This is a genomic window from Mesorhizobium yinganensis, assembly GCF_040081985.1.
Taxonomy (GTDB): Bacteria; Pseudomonadota; Alphaproteobacteria; order Rhizobiales; family Rhizobiaceae; genus Kumtagia; species Kumtagia yinganensis.
Map to the genome: position 1 here is coordinate 215,824 of NZ_JBEBMH010000007.1, position 17,124 is coordinate 232,947.

A 17,124-nucleotide genomic window follows, 5' to 3' on the forward strand; every position below is an offset into this window, starting at 1 on the left:
GGCCTCCCGCAGCCTCCTTGCGATGATGTTCGACAGGGCTAGTTGAAGCTCGGCGGCTTCGACAGGTCGGTCGCCGGCGGGGCCGGCTGAGCTGGAGCATCGCCGAAACTCGGCGGCGCCGACAGGTCGGTTGGCGGCGAAGCGGGCTCGGCCGGCGCCGATCCGTCCGCCGGTGGCGTGCCGACCGCGGGGGGAGCGTCGAGGGATGGCATTCCGAGGCCAGGCGCTTCCGGCACCGTGAACTCTACGCTGCCCGGATCCACGACCGTTCCCTTGTAATGCATCACCATCTGCGGGAAGGCGATGACCAGACCCACCATAATGACCTGGATGCACACATAAGGCACCGCTCCCCAGTAGATCTGGCCAGTCGTCACCGGTGCGATGTTCTTTCCGGTGATGCGGTCGAGATAGGGTACGCGGGCTGCAACCGAACGCAGATAGAAAAGCGCGAAGCCGAAAGGCGGATGCATGAAGCTGGTCTGCATGTTGACGCCGAGCAGCACACCGAACCAGATCAGGTCGATGCCGAGCGCGGTTGCAGCCGGCGCGAGCAGCGGCACGATGATGAAGGCCAGTTCAAAAAAGTCCAGGAAGAACGCCAGGACGAAGACCAGGATGTTCACCGCGATCAGGAAGCCGAGTTCGCCTCCCGGCAGCGAGGTCAGCAGGTGCTCGACCCACAGATGGCCGTTGACACCGTAGAAGGTCAGCGAGAAGACCCGCGCGCCGATCAGGATGAACATGACGAAGGATGACAGGCGCGTCGTCGAGGCCAGTGCCTGCTTGATGACATCGAGGTTAAGCCGGCCCTTGGCCGCAGCCAGGATCAAAGCGCCGACGGCTCCCATCGCGCCGCCTTCCGTGGGCGTCGCGATGCCGAGGAAGATGGTGCCGAGCACCAGGAAGACCAGCGCCAGCGGCGGGATGAGGACAATGATGACCTGCTGGGCAAGGCGCGACATGAGCCCCGTATTCATCGACTTGTCGATGACGGCGGCGATGTAGATGACGATCACACCAACGGTGGCGCCGAGGATGTCGGCATTCGCGCCCTGCGAGGGCGACAGGAGGACATGGGCGATGTAGCCGATGATGAAAACCGCCGCCAATGCCACGATCAGCGATGTGACGCCGTGGCCGAGCGTGCGGGCTTGCGGCGGCAGCGCCGGCATGGAATTGGGCCGCAGGATCGACATGATCAGGATGTAGGTCATGTAGAGTCCGGTCAGCACCAGGCCGGGAATGAGCGCGCCCTTGTACATGTCTCCGACGGACCGGCCGAGCTGGTCGGCCAGAACGATCAGGACCAGCGAGGGCGGTATGATCTGAGCCAGCGTTCCGGCGGCGGCGATGGTTCCCGACGCGATGCGGCGGTCGTAACCGTAGCGCAGCATGATCGGCAGCGAGATCAGCCCCATGGCGATGACGGACGCCGCGACCACGCCTGTCGTCGCGGCGAGCAGGGCGCCGACCAGGATGACCGCGTAAGCAAGGCCGCCACGGATCGGGCCGAACAACTGGCCGATGGTGTCGAGCAGGTCCTCGGCCATGCCGGAGCGCTCCAGCACGATGCCCATGAAAGTGAAGAATGGAATGGCCAGCAGCGTCTCGTTTGCCATCACGCCACCGTAGAAACGTTCGGGCAGGGCATAGAGCAGCGGCCAGGACAGGTTGATGGTGCCGTTGGACAAAGGGGCGAGTTCGACGCCGATAACGAAGAACAGCAGCCCGTTTGCGGCCAGCGAGAACGCAACCGGATATCCCAGCAGCAGGAAGACGATGAGCATGAGGAACATGATCGGCGCCATGTTCACGGCGATGAACTCGATCATGACTTGAGTTCCTCCGCGAGCGCCTTGCCTTCTTCCTCAGCCGCTTGGTGCGCCGAAACGAAGGGGTTCGGATCCTCGAGATCACCGCGCATGATCGCGATCTTCTTGATGATCTCGGAGACGCCCTGGAGCGCCAGCAGGAAAAATCCGATCAGCAGCATCAGCTTGGCTGGCCAGATGGTAAGGCCGCCCGCGCTCGACGAGACCTCGCCGCTGCGCCAGGAAGTCAGGAAATACGGCACGAAGTAGTAGAGCATCAGGAGCACGAAGGGCATCAAGAAGAAGACGTGCCCCAGCAGGTCGATCCAGTGCTGAACCCGCCGCGACCACATGCCGTATACGATGTCGATGCGGATGTGCTCGTTCTGCTTCAGCGTATAGGCGGCCGCCAGCAGGAAGGCCGCGCCGAACAGATACCACTGCAGCTCGAGCCAAGCGTTGGACGAGACGTTGAAAGCCTTGCGGATGACGGCGTTCCCGGCGCTGACGAGGATCGACACCAGGATCGCCCACGATATCCACCGGCCGATGAATTCGTTGAGCCGGTCGATGCCTCGCGCCAGAGCGAGCAACACAGCCATGCGGTCCTCCCGATCGTCGCCCCACCGCCCGCGTCATGATCTTTTTGGGCGGGTCTCTCCTTCATCGGTATGACGGCATCCGGTCCTGCGTCAACATGTTCTGGCGCAGATAAGGGCAGCGATTATGCCACGTGCCCCAGCGGAAGCCGCGAAGCACCTCGCGCCCTACGACGAATGTCTAAGCTAGCGCAGTGCGCCGATCCTGTCGGGCTGCGCGCGCTCGGGCCTCAGCACCAGCAGCGCGACCAGAAATGCCAGCATCCAGCCGTCGCGCCATTCGATCGGGAAATAACCGGACCACAGCGATTCGGCGATGCCGAAGGCCGCGCCGCCGAGCGCGGCGCGGGCCGGCGAGAGATAACCGCCGACCGCCGTGACGAACAGGATCTTCAGCCCGAAGATGAGACCGCTGCCGAAGCTGATGTTGCCGTAATAGAGCGCGGCGAGGATGCCGGCGACGCTGGCGGCGAGACCGCCGAGGACCACGGCGTGGCGGAACACTTTTTTCGTGTCGACCCCGCAGAAGGCGGCGGCGAGCGGATCGTCGCCGACGGCGCGCCATTCGCGGCCGAAGCGGCTTTTCGCCATCGCGCGCGATGCCGCGGCCAGCAGCAATGTGGCGGCAATGCAGTTGATGACCTGCAAGACCGTCAGCGTCAGCCGGAAGCCGTTTTCCGAGGCGAAGACCACGGGTTCGGAGAGCAGCGGCGGCAGCCAGAAATCACGGGTATCAGCGGCGATGCGCACCATTTCCATCAGTACCAGCGATACGCCGAGCGTCGCCGCGACGATGGTGTTGGGCGAGCGGTCGGCCAGCGGCTGGAAGACGTTTCGCGCCAATATGAGGGAGACGAGCGCTCCGTAGCCGAATGCAACCACCGTGCCGAGCAGGAGCGTCGCCGGCAAGGTGAGCCACAGGACCTGCCATCCGAACACGGCGGCAAGGATCATGATCTGGCCGGCAAAGCCGAACAGGGCGCCGTGCGCGAGGTTGGTGCGGTGCAGGACGCCGTTGATCACAGCGTAGCCGAAGGCCAGCAGCGCATAGATCGCGCCCATGTGCAGGCCGTTCAGAAGCTGTTGCAGGAAATAGAGCATCTGAGCGACGTGCCTCCAATTGGATGCATTCTGCCGGGCCGGTTTGGGCCAAATTCTTCGGTCTTCGTCTTGTCCGGGCCACCAGCCCGACCTGCGACAAAGTCCTCGACCTTGGCCCAAACCATCGCCGGCGGAATGCTCCCAATTGGAAACACGTCGCTCATACCGGCCGGCCGCGCGGCGGCGCAGCTTTGAGAACAGATTGCGGCGATGATTCTAACTTGTCAAATAGCTTTTACCAGTTAGATTATCGGCATGGCCGTTTCGTGGATCCCGCAGCGTTTCTCCGGCGGCGTTTTGGCGCTCGACGTCACCAATACGGTCGTGTTGCGTGGTGACGCGGCGCGGTCGTTCGACCGGTTCGACGATGTCGCGGAGATCGGCCGCTTCGCAGAGGCGGCAACGGTGCAGCGCGCCGCCGAACTCGGGTCGCGCCCGCTCGCCGTGGCCGACGCACGCGCCGCGGCGCCGAAAGTGGTGGCCCTTCGCGAGGCGACGGACCGGCTGTTCCGGAAAGCCGCCTTGCATGGCGGGATGGATACCGACGACCTGGCTTTGTTGCTCTCCGCATGCGCCGTGGGGCTCACGGGACAGGGCGGCCGGATCGAGGTGGGGAAACCGATGCGGGGTGAACCGGGCAGGCCGATCGCCTTCGAGGCGGCGCTGTCGGTCTCGGCGCTGTCGCTGCTGCCACCGGAAAGGCTGGAGCGGATCAGGATCTGCGCCAATTGCCGCTGGCTTTTCCTCGACGAGAGCCGCAACCGCAGCCGCATCTGGTGCGACATGAGTGTCTGCGGCAACCGGCGGAAGGCGCAACGGCACTATCGGCGGCGAAAGATCGTGGACGACGCCGATGCGTGAGCTTGTCAGGCCGTTGCGGATTGCCATCCTGCTGGCGGCCGGTTTTGCGCTTGCGTCTTGTCGCGACACCGGGGGCGAGGGCGAGTACTACCGGCTCGATGGCAAGATATTCGTGTTCAACTACCGCGTGGCGACGGCGACCTACCTGGTGAACATCGCGCCGGTAAAGCCGCCAGCGGAGGGCGAGACGGCGGTCGTCACTTTCGAGGACCCGGCCGGAGGCGCACCGATCGTCGTGCGCGAAAAGATCTGGCCTAGGCTTGCCAAGACGACGATCAACAGCCCGCCGCTGCGCTGCGTGGTCAAGGACCGGCCCTATACGGTGTCGATCCGCATCGAGGATGCTGGCGGGGCGGTCAAGCAGACCATCGAGACGACGATCACCTCCAGCGAGGACCAGGACGTGTTGCCGGACCGGCCGCTGGTCGTCGGGCCGCTCTACACGCCCAACCCCGAACTCGCCGGGCATCCGGACGGCAAGCTGCCCGGCGCAGACAGGCTTCCTTGTCCGGCCAAAGGCCAGGCCAGTTGAGCGTCAGCCGGAGGCAAGGCGCTGGACAGCCAGTCCGGCGGGCCACATAGTTCGCATCATGCGTGACGACGACATCTGGGACACGGAGGCGGCCGACGGCTACGATACACCGGGCATCGGCATGTTCGCACCCGAGATATTGGGGCCGACCGTGGAGCGCCTCGCCGAACTTGCGAGCGGCGGTCGGGCGCTGGAATTCGCGATCGGGACCGGGCGCGTGGCCGTGCCGCTGAGCGAACGGGGTGTGCCGGTTGCCGGCATCGAAATGTCGGCGCCGATGATCGGCCGATTGCGCGGGAAGGCCGACGAGGCGTCGATTCCCGTTGTCCTCGGCGACATGGCCACGGCGGTCGCGCCGGGGAAATTTGCGCTCGTCTATCTCGTCTTCAACACGATATCGAACCTTTTGACACAGGCCGAGCAGGTAGCCTGTTTCCGCAACGCGGCCCGCCATCTCGTCCCCGGCGGCCGCTTCGTGATCGAGCTTTGGGTTCCAGAACTGCGCAAACTGCCGCCGGGCCAGCAGGCGGTCGTCTGGCAAACCGAAGAGGGCTATATCGGCCTGGATAGATACGACGTGCTGCGCCAGCATGTCGTGTCGCACCATTTCAGGTTCGGGGAGGGCAAGCAGGCAGAGCTGCTCCGCTCGCCCCATCGCTATATCTGGCCGGCGGAACTGGACCTGATGGCCGCGTTGGCGGGATTCGAGCTGGAGAGCAGGCATGCTGACTGGGCCGGGTCCGAGTTCACCGCCGACTCGCGCTCGCACGTGTCCGTCTATCGCATCCCCAAAACGCCGGCAGGGAGTTGAGCCGCATTGGATGCCCGCTGACCTCATATTACCGGGCGTTCATGCAAATTTGTTTGACGTGAGGTTCAAGGAACGAAAGAGTCCGCTGCGATGAACCCACGAGGGCGTTCGACTCGGATCGGTTCCCGAACAGGCAATTACGCATGACCCTTCACGACGTCGCGCTCGACGACAAGTTCGACCTGTCGAAGGAGCGCGTCTTCCTGTCCGGCGCGCAGGCGATCGTGCGCATGCTTTTGATGCAGCGCCGGCGCGACCGGCTGGCCGGGCTGAATACCGCGGGATTCGTCTCGGGCTATCGTGGCTCGCCGCTGGGCGGGCTGGACATGCAGCTCTGGAAGGCGCGCAAGCAGCTCGGCGACGCCAGCATCGTCTTCCAGCCGGGCCTCAACGAGGAGCTGGCGGCGACCGCCTGCTGGGGCACGCAGCAGGCCGAGCTCGGCGGCGAGGGTCGCCAGGACGGCGTGTTCGGCCTGTGGTACGGCAAGGGGCCCGGCGTCGACCGCTCCGGTGACGTTTTCCGCCACGCCAACCTTGCCGGCACGTCGAAACATGGGGGCGTGCTGGCGCTGATGGGCGACGACCACATGGCGGAGTCGTCCACCAACGCCCATGCGACCGAGTTCGCCTTCGTCGACGCGATGATCCCGGTGCTCAACCCGGCCGGCGTGCAGGAACTGATCGATTTCGGGCTTTATGGCTACGCGATGTCGCGTTTCTCCAGCACCTGGACCGCGATCAAATGCGTCAAGGACAACATCGAATCGACCGCCTCCGTCGACGCCTCGCTCGACCGGGTGAAGATCGTGCTGCCGGAATTCGACATGCCGCCGGGCGGCCTGGCTATCCGCAACGAGCTCGACCAGCTCGGGCAGGAAGCGCGGCTGCATGAATACAAGCGCGCGGCGGTGGCGGCCTTCATCCGCGCCAACGGCATCAACCGCATCGTCTATTCGGGCGGGCGTGGCGCGAAGCTCGGCATCATCACGGTCGGCAAAAGTTATCTCGACGTGCGCCAGGCGCTGGACGATCTCGGCATCGGCGAGGCCGAAGCCAACCGGCTCGGCATCCGCCTGTTCAAGGTCGGGGCGCCTTGGCCGCTCGATTTCGAGCATATCGCCGAATTCGCCGACGGGCTGGAGACAGTCGTCGTCGTCGAAGAGAAGCGCTCGCTGATCGAGGTTCAGGTCAAGGAGGCGCTGTACAATACGAGCCACAGGCCGCTGGTCGTCGGCAAGACCGACGAGCGCGGGAGTTGGCTGTTTCCGGCCAAGGGCGCGCTCGATCCGAACGAGATTGCCATTGCGCTGGCCGACCGCATCCTGCGCACCATCGGCCATTCGGAAGAGGTCGCGGCGCGTGCGGCGCGGCTGAGGCAATTCCAGGCAATGCTGGCCGACACAAAGGATATCGGCCAGCGTACGCCGTATTTCTGCTCGGGGTGCCCGCACAACAGCTCGACCAAGGTGCCGGAAGGCTCGGTCGCGGCGGCCGGCATCGGCTGCCATTTCATGGCGCTGTGGATGGACCGCTCGACCTCGGGATTCACCGCGATGGGCGGGGAGGGCGCGCAGTGGGTCGGGCACGCACCGTTCACCAATCGCCAGCACATTTTCCAGAATCTCGGCGACGGCACCTACAACCACTCCGGCAGCCTGGCGATGCGTTTCGCAAAAGCGTCGGGCGCCAACATCACCTACAAGATCCTCTACAACGACGCCGTGGCGATGACCGGCGGGCAGCCGCATGAAGGCGGGCTGACGGTGTTCGCCATCGCCGAGCAGGTGCGCGCCGAAGGCATCGAGCGCATCGCCGTGGTCAGCGACGAGCCGGACAAATACGGGCCGGCCAATTTTCCTGCCGGCACGACGATCAGCCATCGCGACGACATGGACCGGGTGCAGCGCGAGCTGCGCGAGGTCAAGGGCGTCTCGGTGCTGATCTACGATCAGACCTGCGCGGCGGAGAAGCGCCGGCGGCGCAAGCGCGGCACCTTCCCCGACCCCGACAAGCGGGTGATCATCAACGAGCTGGTGTGCGAGGGCTGCGGCGACTGCGGCGTCAAGTCGAACTGCGTGTCGGTGCAGCCGGTGGAGACCGAGTTCGGGCGCAAGCGCCGCATCGACCAGTCGAGCTGCAACAAGGATTTCTCCTGCGTCAACGGCTTTTGCCCTTCCTTCGTGACGGTGCATGGCGCCAAGATCAGGAAGGCCGGGGGCCTGGCGGGCTCGACCGATCCGCTCGATGGCGTGCCGGAGCCGCGTCCGTTCGCGCTCGGCGGCGACGGATGGTCGGCGATCATCGATGGGGTCGGCGGCACAGGGGTCGTCACCATCGGTGCGATCCTCGGCATGGCGGCTCATCTGGAAGGCAAGGGCTGCGGCATGATCGACATGGCCGGGCTCGCCCAGAAGGGCGGCGCGGTCTTCACGCATGTGCGCATCGCAAGATCGCCGGAGGACATCCATGCGATCCGTGTCTCGGCAGGGAAGGCCGACCTCATCCTCGGCTGCGATCTCGTCGTCTCCGGTTCGCGAAAAGTGTTGGCGGCGGTGCGTGAGGGCCATACAACCTTCGTCGCGAATACGGCGGAGATCATGCCGGGCGATTTTACCCGCGTTGCCGATTTCTCGCTGCCGACCGAGCGCCTGAAGCGCGCAATCCGCAAGGCGGCCGGCGACGAACGCGCGCATTTCTTCGACGCGACGAGGGCTGCCAGCGCGCTGTTCGGCAATTCGATCGGCGCCAACATGTTCATGCTTGGCTTCAGCCATCAGACCGGCGCGCTGCCGCTGTCGGCAGAGGCGGTGGAGCGGGCGATCGAGCTGAACGGCGAGGCCGTGGCAATGAACGTCGCGGCGTTCCGCTGGGGCCGCCGCGCCGCGCACGATCCGGAGTTCGTGCGCAAGCTCTCGGCCGGGACGGGTGCGGCCGCCGCGAGCAAGCCTTCGCAGTCGCTGGACGAGGTGATTTCGCGTCGTGCCGCTTTCCTGACGGATTACCAGAATGCCGCCTATGCGAAGCGCTACCTCGATCGAGTGGCGGCTGTGCGTGTTGCCGAGGCCAGGGCAGTACCGGGCTCGGCGGAATTGACGGAGGCGGTCGCCCGCAACCTGTTCAAGCTGATGGCCATCAAAGACGAATACGAGGTGGCACGGCTCTATACGGACGGATCCTTCCGGCGGCAGTTGAGCCAGGAGTTCCAGAGTTTCGACCGGCTCGAATTCCACCTCGCCCCGCCGATCCTCGGCCGCCGCGACGCCGACGGCACTCCGCGCAAATCCAGGTTCTCCGGCTGGATGATGAAGGGTTTTCACGTTCTGGCAGCCTTGAAGGGCCTGCGCGGGACCGTGCTGGACCCGTTCTCCTATAGTGAAGAGCGGCGTATGGAACGTTCGCTGCTCGACCGCTACGAAAAGGACATCGACCGTATCCTTTCCGTCCTGAAACCTCGCCGGCTGGAGGCCGCTGTTGCGCTTGGCTCGTTGCCGCAGTTGATTCGCGGCTACGGTCACGTCAAGCAGGCGAGCGTCGTGAAGGCCGATGCGGAGCGCGAGAGGCTGCTTGCCCGCCTCGACCAGCCGGAAGCCGAGCCGATGGTGCGCGCGGCCGAGTAGCGGCTATCGGAGAATGCTCGCGTAACGACAAATCCGTCGTTTTTCCGGCTGTTGCGGCGCGGATTTTTGTAACAGCGTTTATAATTCCATAATTTGCACCGCGCCGCGGACCACCCCTGTCTAAGCCTTTCTTAAGCGGATTGTGCCACTGGTTGGGGCGTATCAGGGCCGGGAATACGGCGTGTCATTCAGGCGAAAGAGCGACTATCCGGTCGACGTCTATATTCCGTTCGTGGGAACGCTTTTCCGCGACGGGCTGACCTTGTCTATTGGTTTCGCGGCCCAGACGCTGCTTGTTTTTCTCTGTTACTGGAAAACCCAGAACCAGATCTATCTCTACGTTGTAGCCGGGCTGGTGGCGGTCGCTGTACTGCGCCTCGGCAATATGAGCAAATACCGCAATGCGCCGCCACCCAAGGATTGGGAGGAGGCGCGGCAGCGCGAAAACGACTACATCCTCTACGGCTCGATGCACGGCCTCATGCTGGGGCTGTTCTGCTTCGTCGCAATCTATTTAACCAGCGACAGCTTTGCCGAAATCGCCGCTGTATGTGTCACGCTCGCCTCCATCACCTCCATTGCGGGGCGCAACTATGGTTCGCCGCGCATGGTCATGATTTTCATCGTGACCACGACCTGGCCCATCTCACTGGCATTCATCCTTCGCGGTGACGTCTATCACGTCATTCTGGGGATGCTGTCAGCCCCGTTCTTCTTCGCTATCAAACGCTTTGCCGATCTCGTCCGCGAAGTGCTGTTCACCGCGTTGTCGGAAGAGAAAAAAGCCAACAACCTTGCGCAGCGTTTCAACCGGGCGCTGAACACCATGTCGCACGGTCTCGTGATGCTGGGGCCGGACGGCAAGGTCGTCGTCGCCAATGCCGAAGCGGCGCATCTGATGTCGCTCAAGACCACGGAAGCGTTGCTCGGCCGCTCCATCCATTCGCTGCTGATGCGCGGCGTGGCCGGCGGGTTGCTCGATGCCAAGGACTGCCGTTTCGTCGAGGCGCAGCTGACGCGCGCGCTGAGCGAGGGGCGGAACCGCAAGGTGCTGGTCTCGTTCACCAACGGCCAGCACTACGAATTCTCGGCGCGCGAAGGCAGCCAGGAACTGGGCGTCATCACCTTCGAGGACGTGACGGCGCGCGTCGAGGCGGAGGAGAAGATCCGCTCGATGGCGCGATACGACAGCCTGACCGGCCTGCCCAATCGCGCCTATTTCCACGAGATCGTCGCGGAGGCGCTTGCCGGCGGCGACCGAGGCAGAATCTGCGCCATCGCCGTGCTCGATCTCGACGACTTCAAGAGCGTCAACGACACGCTCGGCCACCCGATCGGCGACGGCCTGATCTACGCCGTCGCCGAGAAACTTGCTGCCTTTGCCGGCGAGACGACCAAGGTCAGCCGGTTCGGCGGCGACGAGTTCATGGTGTTCTTCGACCGGGTTGAGGACGAGAGCCACCTGGCTTCGATGCTCGACCGCATCTTCGCCGGTCTGCAGGGGGAGGTCGATGTCGCCGGCCATGCGCTACGCGTGCAGGTCAGCGGCGGCGCGGTGCTGTCGCGGGTGAAGGACACCGACGTCGACGCGATGATCGTCAAGGCAGACCTCGCGCTCTACAAGGCCAAGGAACTCGGCAAGAACAACTGGCGGCTGTTCGAATCGGCGATGGACGCCGCCTTCCGCAACAAGCAACTGATGAAAGCCGACCTGCGCACGGCGATCGAGACGCGGTCGCTGCGGGTGGTCTACCAGCCGATCGTTTCGATGGGCACGATGCGGATCGCAAGCTGCGAGGCGCTCTGCCGCTGGGACCATCCCGACCTCGGCCCGATCTCCCCCGGCATCTTCATCCCGCTGGCGGAGGAAATGGGCATCATCTCCGACATCAGCACCTTCATGCTGGATTCGGCCTGCCGGGAATGCGCGAAATGGCCCGAGCCGATCGCTGTGTCCGTCAACCTGTCGGCGCGCGATTTCCGCAACCGCGACATCGTCGAGAAGGTGCGCGATGCGTTGGCCGCCTCCGGGCTGCCGGCGCAACGGCTGGAGATCGAGGTCACGGAAACCGCATTGCTCGACGACAAGGCGCTGACGCGCAAATTCATCGAGGAGATGCGGCAGATCGGCGTGCGCATCGCGCTCGACGATTTCGGCACCGGCTATTCCAGCCTGAGCTACCTGCACACGCTGCCGCTCGACAAGATCAAGATCGACCGCAGCTTCCTGCTCGACGTGACCCGCAACCCGCGTTCGCTGGAACTGCTGAAGGGCATCGTCAACCTGTCGCGGCCGCTGGGGCTGACGGTGACGATCGAGGGGGTCGAGACCTTCGACCAATTGAAGATCCTGGCCAACGAGGTGAAGCCGGACCTTCTGCAGGGTTTCCTGTTCGGTTCGGCGCTCTCGGCCACGGGCATCGAGACGATGTCCACCACCGTCTGGCCGTTCGCGCCGGAACAGCCGGGCACGAGGCGCAAGTCGCGCCGCTGAACGGCCGCGAATCGGCCTTCGTTCTTTCCTCTTTCGCGGCCGCCGCATGCCCTCGGGATGACGTCCCACCCCGGCCAGCATGCCTTATGCCAAGCAGTCGAAGCACCTTGCACCGCATTGGTAAACGCCTACGTTAACTTTTTCTTAACGTTAACGCCTGGTAAACAAGATGCGTCGAGTTTTCGCCTTTACACACGGACGGTCGCGGTACACCCTTGCAACGGCGGGGATAGGGGCCAAGAAATGACGGAAATGCGCTTAGCGCCGGGCAATGTTGCCGGCGCCACGGTCGAGGCTGTTCAGGAAGTCTCGGAGTTTTCAAGAAAAGTCTCGGAGCTTCTGGAGCGAACGGAATACAGGCGCTGCGACAAGGGTGAGGATCTGGAAGATATCTATAGGCTGCGGTACAAATCTTACCGGCTTTCGGACATGGTTCCGGAGAATGCTGACCAAATCATAAGCGATTCTCTCGACGATACGGCAAATTGTTACAAGTTTGGTGTTTATATAGATGGGAGGCTCGTCAGTACGCTTCGAATTCATCATGTGACGAGCGAACAGCCATTCTCGCCATCCATGATGTTGTACGCCGATATTCTTAAGCCGTATCTCGCGGCAGGCGAGAGTTTCATCGATCCAAGTCGTCTCGCGGCCGATCCGGAGTGGTCCCGTATCTATCCGCAGATTCCTTATCTGACACTGCGGCTGGCGGGGGTTGCCTGCTTCCATTTCGAGGCGCCGTACTGCATGTCGACCATAAAGGACGAGCATTCAGGCTTTTACAAGCGTGTGTTCCGCTCCGAGCAGATCGGCGAACGTCGTCAATATCCGGGACTGCATTCTTCCGGTCTTCTCTACCGGGCTACGGTCGCCGCGATCCGCGAAAGGTCGTTCACCCGCTACCCGTTCTTCAAATCCACGGCAATGGAACAGCGCATGCTGTTCGCTCGGCCCGGACGGGGAGAACTGGTGCCTTTGACGATCCTGCCGACGGCGAAATACTTCAAAGACGCCGCCTGAACGGTCTCCAGCGGGGCCGGCGAACGGAATTCCCGGTCCCATGCCGATATTAGGCTAATGTCGTGTTGCATTGGCCGATCGTATCGGCACTATGACCGGACAACGCGCAAAGCGGATCGGGAGGAGCATGGTCATGGCATCGACGGCATCTGCCGCCGCCTCAGACCTCGATACGTTTCCGAAATATCTGCTGCTGAACGCCGCCCGGTTCGGCGACAAGCCGGCCATGCGCCACAAGGATTTCGGCATCTGGCAAAGCTGGAGCTGGGCTGAGCAGTTCGCCGAAATCCGCAAGTTCGCGATTGGGCTGCAAGCGCTGGGCCTGCGCAAGGGCGACAACATCGCCATCATTGGCTCGAACCGGCCCCGCCTCTACTGGACGTTCACAGCGGCGCAGTCGCTGGGCGCGGTGCCGGTGCCGGTCTATGGCGACGCCGTCGCCGACGAGATGGCCTATGTGCTTGACCATGCCGGCGCGCGCTTCGCGGTGGTGCAGGACCAGGAGCAGGTCGACAAGATTCTTGGTACGCTGGAACGCATCCCGACGCTCGGCGCGGTCATCTACGACGAGCCGCGCGGGCTGCGCGACTATCGGCAGGCGATGCTGCATTCGTTCGAAAGCGTGCAGCAGCGCGGCGAAGAAGTCCTGTCCGGCGATCCGCAAAGCGGCAAGGTGTGGGAGGAGGGCATCCGCGCGGCCTCCGGCAACGATACCTCGGTGATGCTCTACACGTCGGGCACTACCGGGCGGTCTAAGGGCGTCATGATCCCCGCGCGCGGCTCGGTCAACGCCGCGCGTGACACGGCAGCTTTTGACAGGCTCACCGAAGCCGACAGCGTGCTCGCCTACCTGCCGCTGGCCTGGGTCGGCGACCATTATCTCAACTACGCGCAGGGTTATGTCTCGGGTTTCTGCATGAACTGCCCGGAAAGCAGCGAGACGGTGGCGCAGGATCTGCGCGAGATCGCGCCGACCTTCTACTTCGCGCCGCCGCGCGTGTTCGAATCGCTGCTGACCAGCGTCACCATCCGGATGGAGGACGCCGGCCGGCTGAAGCGCTGGATCTACAAGCGCTGGATCGGCGTCGCCGGCAAATGTGGCGAGGCGATTCTTGAAGGACGGCCGGTGCCGCTGCTCGCCCGCCTCGACTATGCGCTCGGAAAATTCCTGATCTACCAGCCGATGCGCAATGTGCTCGGGCTGGCCAACATCCGCGTCGCCTATACGGCGGGCGAGGCGATCGGCCAGGATCTTTTTTCGTTCTTCCGTTCGCTTGGCATCAATTTGAAGCAGCTTTACGGGCAGACGGAAGCCTTCCTCTATGTGACCTGCCAGAAGGACAGCGCCGTGCGCGCCGACACGGTCGGGCCTGCGGCGCCGAATGTCGACATCCGCATCACCGATGCGGGCGAAGTGCAGTTCCGCTCGCCCGGCCAGTTTTCCGGTTACTTCAAGCAGCAGGAGACGACCGCCGAGACCGTTACCGAGGATGGTTTCGTCAAGACCGGCGACGCGGGCTTCTTCGATGCGTCGGGGCAGCTGAAAATCATCGACCGGGCCAAGGATGTCGGCAAGCTGAAATCGGGCGCGCTGTTCGCGCCGAAATACATCGAGAACACGCTAAAATTTTTTCCGAACATCAAGGAGGCGGTGGCCTTCGGCGACGGGCACGACTTCGTCGGCGTGTTTTTGAACATCGACCTGCAGGCGGTCGGCAACTGGGCGGAGCGCAACAACATCGCCTACGCTTCCTACCAGGAACTCGCCGGCCACCCGGAGGTGTACAAAATCATCGCCGGTCATGTCGACGAGACCAATCGGCGGCTGTCGCGCGAGCCGGTGATGGCGGGCGCGCAGATCAGGCGGTTTCTCATCCTGCACAAGGAGCTCGACGCCGACGACGGCGAGCTGACGCGGACGCAGAAAGTGCGGCGCGCCTTCGTCGCCGATCGCTACCGGCCGCTGGTCGAGGCGCTGTACGACGGCTCGACGGAAAAGTTCGTGGATACGGAGGTCACCTACGAGGACGGCCGCAAGGGGCGCATCAGCGCCACGGTGAAGATAGCGGAGGCGAAGACCTATGAGCCGGCGGGCGGCGCTGAACGAGGCCTTGCCGCATGAGCGCGGGGCCGGCGCACTCCGTCGCGATTGCCGAGCCGGGCGCCGGTGAGATGCTGATGGACGTTCGCAATGTCTCGCTCTCCTTCGGCGGTGTGAAGGCGATCACCGATATCTCTTTCGACATCCGCAAGGGCGAGATCAGGGCGATCATCGGGCCGAACGGCGCCGGAAAGACCTCGATGCTCAACGTCATCAACGGGTTCTATACGCCGCAGAAGGGCGAGATCGTCTTTCGCGGAAAGACAAGGCGCGGGATGAAACCGCATCATGCGGTGCGCCAGGGCATCGCGCGCACCTTCCAGAACGTCGCGCTGTTCAAGGGCATGTCGACGCTGGACAACATCATGGCCGGGCGCTCGGTGCATATGAACAAAAACCTGTTCTGGCAGATGTTTTGGCATGGCCCGGCGCTGCGCGAAGAGATCGCGCACCGCGAGAAGGTGGAAGAGATCATCGACTTCCTCGAGATCCAGCACATCAGGCGGACGCCGGTGGGAAAACTGCCCTACGGGCTGCAGAAGCGGGTGGAGCTTGGCCGGGCGCTGGCCATGGAACCGTCGCTGCTGCTGCTCGACGAGCCGATGGCCGGCATGAACCTCGAAGAGAAGGAGGACATGAGCCGCTACATAATCGACGTCAACCGCCAGCGCGGCACCACGATCGCGCTGATCGAGCACGACATGGGCGTGGTCATGGACCTTTCCGACCGGGTCGTGGTTCTCGACTACGGCAAGAAGATCGCCGACGGCGTTCCCGACGCCGTGAAGTCAAACCAAGCCGTCATCGCCGCTTATCTCGGCGTCGCGCACTGAAAGGAGTTTTCCATGGTCGTCGCAGGTTTCGCCCTTACCCCGCTCATCTCGCTTATTGCCGGCGTGCTGATCCTGATAATGCCGAGGCTGCTGAATTACATCGTGGCGATTTATCTTATCGTCATCGGGCTGCTGGGGTTGTTTCCGCAGTTGGCGGGGTGAGGGATTGATGCTTGTCGCAGCACCCCCCTCTGTCCTGCCGGACATCTCCCCCTCAAGGGGGGAGATCGGCTTTCATCTCGGCGTTCGCCAATCTCCAAGGTTGACGAATGGGCGGCAAGCTGGCCACAGCCAATCTCCCCTCTTGAGGGGGAGATGTCCGGCAGGACAGAGGGGGGTGGGCGGCGCGAGTTATGACCAAGCGGAGGCCTCATGGACCTCCTGAACGCCATCTTCGTAAAACCCTTCGCGGACATGATCGCCGCGCCGGATTTTTTGCTGCAGGTTCTGTGGGAGGGGTTGGTCGCCGGCGTGCTCTATGCGCTGATCGCGCTGGGGTTCGTGCTGATCTACAAGTCTTCGCGCATCTTCAATTTTGCGCAGGGCATCATGGTGGTGTTCGCCGCGCTGACGCTGATCGGTTTTCACGAGCACGGCGTGCCGGCGCTGCTGGCCGTGCCGCTGACGCTGGTGGTGATGTTCATCCTTGCGGTCGCCATCGAGCGGGTGGTGCTCAGGCCGCTGGTCAACCAGCCGGACATCATCCTGTTCATGGCCACCATCGGCATCACGCTGTTCCTGGTCGGCTTCGGCGAGATCATTTTCGGCGGCGAGAACAAGGTGATGATCACCGAGGAATTGCACATTCCGACAGGCAGCTACACGTTCGAGCCGTTTGGCGGTTTCGTGTCGATCGAGCAGAAGGACCTTACCGCCGTGGTCGGCGCGGTGGTGCTGGTCGTGGCGCTGCTGGTGTTCCTCAACCGCTCGAAGATGGGGCGCGCCATCAGGGCGCTCGGCGACAATCATCAGGCCGCCCTCTCCGTCGGCATATCGCTGTCGACCATCTGGGTGCTGGTGTGGTTCATCTCTGGGGTCATCGCGCTGGCCACCGGCATCGTCTGGGGTGCGCGGGCCGGCGTCTCCTTTGCACTGGAGGTCATCGCCTACAAGGCGCTGCCGGTGCTGATGCTGGGCGGGCTGGAGTCGGTGTCGGGCGCCATCATCGGCGGCATCGCGATCGGCATTCTGGAAAAACTCTTCGAGATCTACTGGGGCCAGCCGCTGCTCGGCGGCAACACCGAGACCTGGTTCGCCTTCGTGTTGGCGTTGCTCGTGCTGCTGTTCCGGCCGCAGGGCCTGTTCGGCGAACGTATCATCGAGCGGGTGTGATGACGTGAT

Annotated in this window: 13 protein-coding genes; 10 read left to right on the forward strand and 3 right to left on the reverse strand. The window is 63.6% G+C overall.

The features are described from left to right. Positions 1–38 precede the first annotated feature (38 nt). From ABMA59_RS15945 to ABMA59_RS15955, 3 genes are all read right to left on the reverse strand, one after another. Positions 39–1,835 carry a TRAP transporter large permease gene (locus tag ABMA59_RS15945; protein WP_349006348.1) on the reverse strand — a complete coding sequence of 599 codons (1,797 nt, stop codon included), beginning with the start codon at positions 1,833–1,835 and terminating at the stop codon, positions 39–41. After that, positions 1,832–2,416: a TRAP transporter small permease subunit gene (locus tag ABMA59_RS15950; RefSeq protein ID WP_349006349.1), complete on the reverse strand. Its 585-nt coding sequence runs from the start codon at positions 2,414–2,416 to the stop codon at positions 1,832–1,834. The genes ABMA59_RS15945 and ABMA59_RS15950 overlap by 4 nt, the downstream gene beginning before the upstream one ends. Before the next feature lie 183 nt (positions 2,417–2,599). After that, entirely contained in the window at positions 2,600–3,514 is a 915-nt protein-coding gene (locus ABMA59_RS15955; RefSeq protein ID WP_349006350.1) for a branched-chain amino acid ABC transporter permease, read from the reverse strand. 255 nt (positions 3,515–3,769) lie between these two features. Here ABMA59_RS15955 and ABMA59_RS15960 point away from each other — a divergent pair, with 255 nt between their 5' ends. The 10 genes from ABMA59_RS15960 to ABMA59_RS16005 all read left to right on the forward strand — a co-directional run bounded on the left by ABMA59_RS15960 (position 3,770) and on the right by ABMA59_RS16005 (position 17,115). Continuing rightward, a complete protein-coding gene (locus tag ABMA59_RS15960; protein ID WP_349006351.1) occupies positions 3,770–4,375 on the forward strand; it encodes a CGNR zinc finger domain-containing protein in 606 nt (201 codons plus the stop codon). Next, on the forward strand, positions 4,368–4,907 hold the full coding sequence (locus ABMA59_RS15965) for a hypothetical protein (RefSeq protein ID WP_349006352.1): 540 nt from the start codon (positions 4,368–4,370) through the stop codon (positions 4,905–4,907). The genes ABMA59_RS15960 and ABMA59_RS15965 overlap by 8 nt, the downstream gene beginning before the upstream one ends. Before the next feature lie 58 nt (positions 4,908–4,965). After that, positions 4,966–5,718 carry a class I SAM-dependent methyltransferase gene (locus ABMA59_RS15970; protein ID WP_349006353.1) on the forward strand — a complete coding sequence of 251 codons (753 nt, stop codon included), beginning with the start codon at positions 4,966–4,968 and terminating at the stop codon, positions 5,716–5,718. Positions 5,719–5,861: 143 nt separating this feature from the next. Continuing rightward, positions 5,862–9,335, forward strand: coding sequence for an indolepyruvate ferredoxin oxidoreductase family protein (locus ABMA59_RS15975; protein WP_349006354.1), 3,474 nt, complete (start codon positions 5,862–5,864; stop codon positions 9,333–9,335). Positions 9,336–9,516: 181 nt separating this feature from the next. Beyond that, on the forward strand, positions 9,517–11,829 hold the full coding sequence (locus ABMA59_RS15980) for a putative bifunctional diguanylate cyclase/phosphodiesterase (RefSeq protein ID WP_349006355.1): 2,313 nt from the start codon (positions 9,517–9,519) through the stop codon (positions 11,827–11,829). 243 nt (positions 11,830–12,072) lie between these two features. Beyond that, positions 12,073–12,849, forward strand: a complete 777-nt coding sequence (locus ABMA59_RS15985) for an N-acyl amino acid synthase FeeM domain-containing protein (RefSeq protein WP_349006356.1) — start codon at positions 12,073–12,075, stop codon at positions 12,847–12,849. Between the two features lie 133 nt (positions 12,850–12,982). After that, positions 12,983–14,971, forward strand: a complete 1,989-nt coding sequence (locus tag ABMA59_RS15990; protein WP_349006357.1) for an AMP-binding protein — start codon at positions 12,983–12,985, stop codon at positions 14,969–14,971. Continuing rightward, the gene (locus tag ABMA59_RS15995) at positions 14,968–15,783 is read left to right on the forward strand and encodes an ABC transporter ATP-binding protein (protein ID WP_349006358.1); all 816 of its coding nucleotides are present in this window, start codon (positions 14,968–14,970) and stop codon (positions 15,781–15,783) included. Before ABMA59_RS15990 ends, ABMA59_RS15995 begins: the two co-directional genes overlap by 4 nt. 12 nt (positions 15,784–15,795) lie before the next feature. Beyond that, positions 15,796–15,945, forward strand: coding sequence for a DUF3096 domain-containing protein (locus ABMA59_RS16000; protein WP_349006359.1), 150 nt, complete (start codon positions 15,796–15,798; stop codon positions 15,943–15,945). Positions 15,946–16,155: 210 nt separating this feature from the next. Continuing rightward, positions 16,156–17,115 carry a branched-chain amino acid ABC transporter permease gene (locus tag ABMA59_RS16005; RefSeq protein ID WP_349006360.1) on the forward strand — a complete coding sequence of 320 codons (960 nt, stop codon included), beginning with the start codon at positions 16,156–16,158 and terminating at the stop codon, positions 17,113–17,115. Positions 17,116–17,124: the final 9 nt, after the last annotated feature.

Excerpts from the sequence above, each read along its gene's own strand:
- ABMA59_RS15975 (WP_349006354.1), top strand. The coding sequence starts at position 5,862 with ATGACCCTTCACGACGTCGCGCTCGACGACAAGTTCGACCTGTCGAAG.
- ABMA59_RS15945 (WP_349006348.1), bottom strand. The coding sequence starts at position 1,835 with ATGATCGAGTTCATCGCCGTGAACATGGCGCCGATCATGTTCCTCATG.
- ABMA59_RS16005 (WP_349006360.1), top strand. The coding sequence starts at position 16,156 with ATGGACCTCCTGAACGCCATCTTCGTAAAACCCTTCGCGGACATGATC.
- ABMA59_RS15995 (WP_349006358.1), top strand. The coding sequence starts at position 14,968 with ATGAGCGCGGGGCCGGCGCACTCCGTCGCGATTGCCGAGCCGGGCGCC.
- ABMA59_RS15955 (WP_349006350.1), bottom strand. The coding sequence starts at position 3,514 with ATGCTCTATTTCCTGCAACAGCTTCTGAACGGCCTGCACATGGGCGCG.
- ABMA59_RS15970 (WP_349006353.1), top strand. The coding sequence starts at position 4,966 with ATGCGTGACGACGACATCTGGGACACGGAGGCGGCCGACGGCTACGAT.
- ABMA59_RS16000 (WP_349006359.1), top strand. The coding sequence starts at position 15,796 with ATGGTCGTCGCAGGTTTCGCCCTTACCCCGCTCATCTCGCTTATTGCC.
- ABMA59_RS15965 (WP_349006352.1), top strand. The coding sequence starts at position 4,368 with ATGCGTGAGCTTGTCAGGCCGTTGCGGATTGCCATCCTGCTGGCGGCC.
- ABMA59_RS15990 (WP_349006357.1), top strand. The coding sequence starts at position 12,983 with ATGGCATCGACGGCATCTGCCGCCGCCTCAGACCTCGATACGTTTCCG.
- ABMA59_RS15950 (WP_349006349.1), bottom strand. The coding sequence starts at position 2,416 with ATGGCTGTGTTGCTCGCTCTGGCGCGAGGCATCGACCGGCTCAACGAA.
- ABMA59_RS15985 (WP_349006356.1), top strand. The coding sequence starts at position 12,073 with ATGACGGAAATGCGCTTAGCGCCGGGCAATGTTGCCGGCGCCACGGTC.
- ABMA59_RS15960 (WP_349006351.1), top strand. The coding sequence starts at position 3,770 with ATGGCCGTTTCGTGGATCCCGCAGCGTTTCTCCGGCGGCGTTTTGGCG.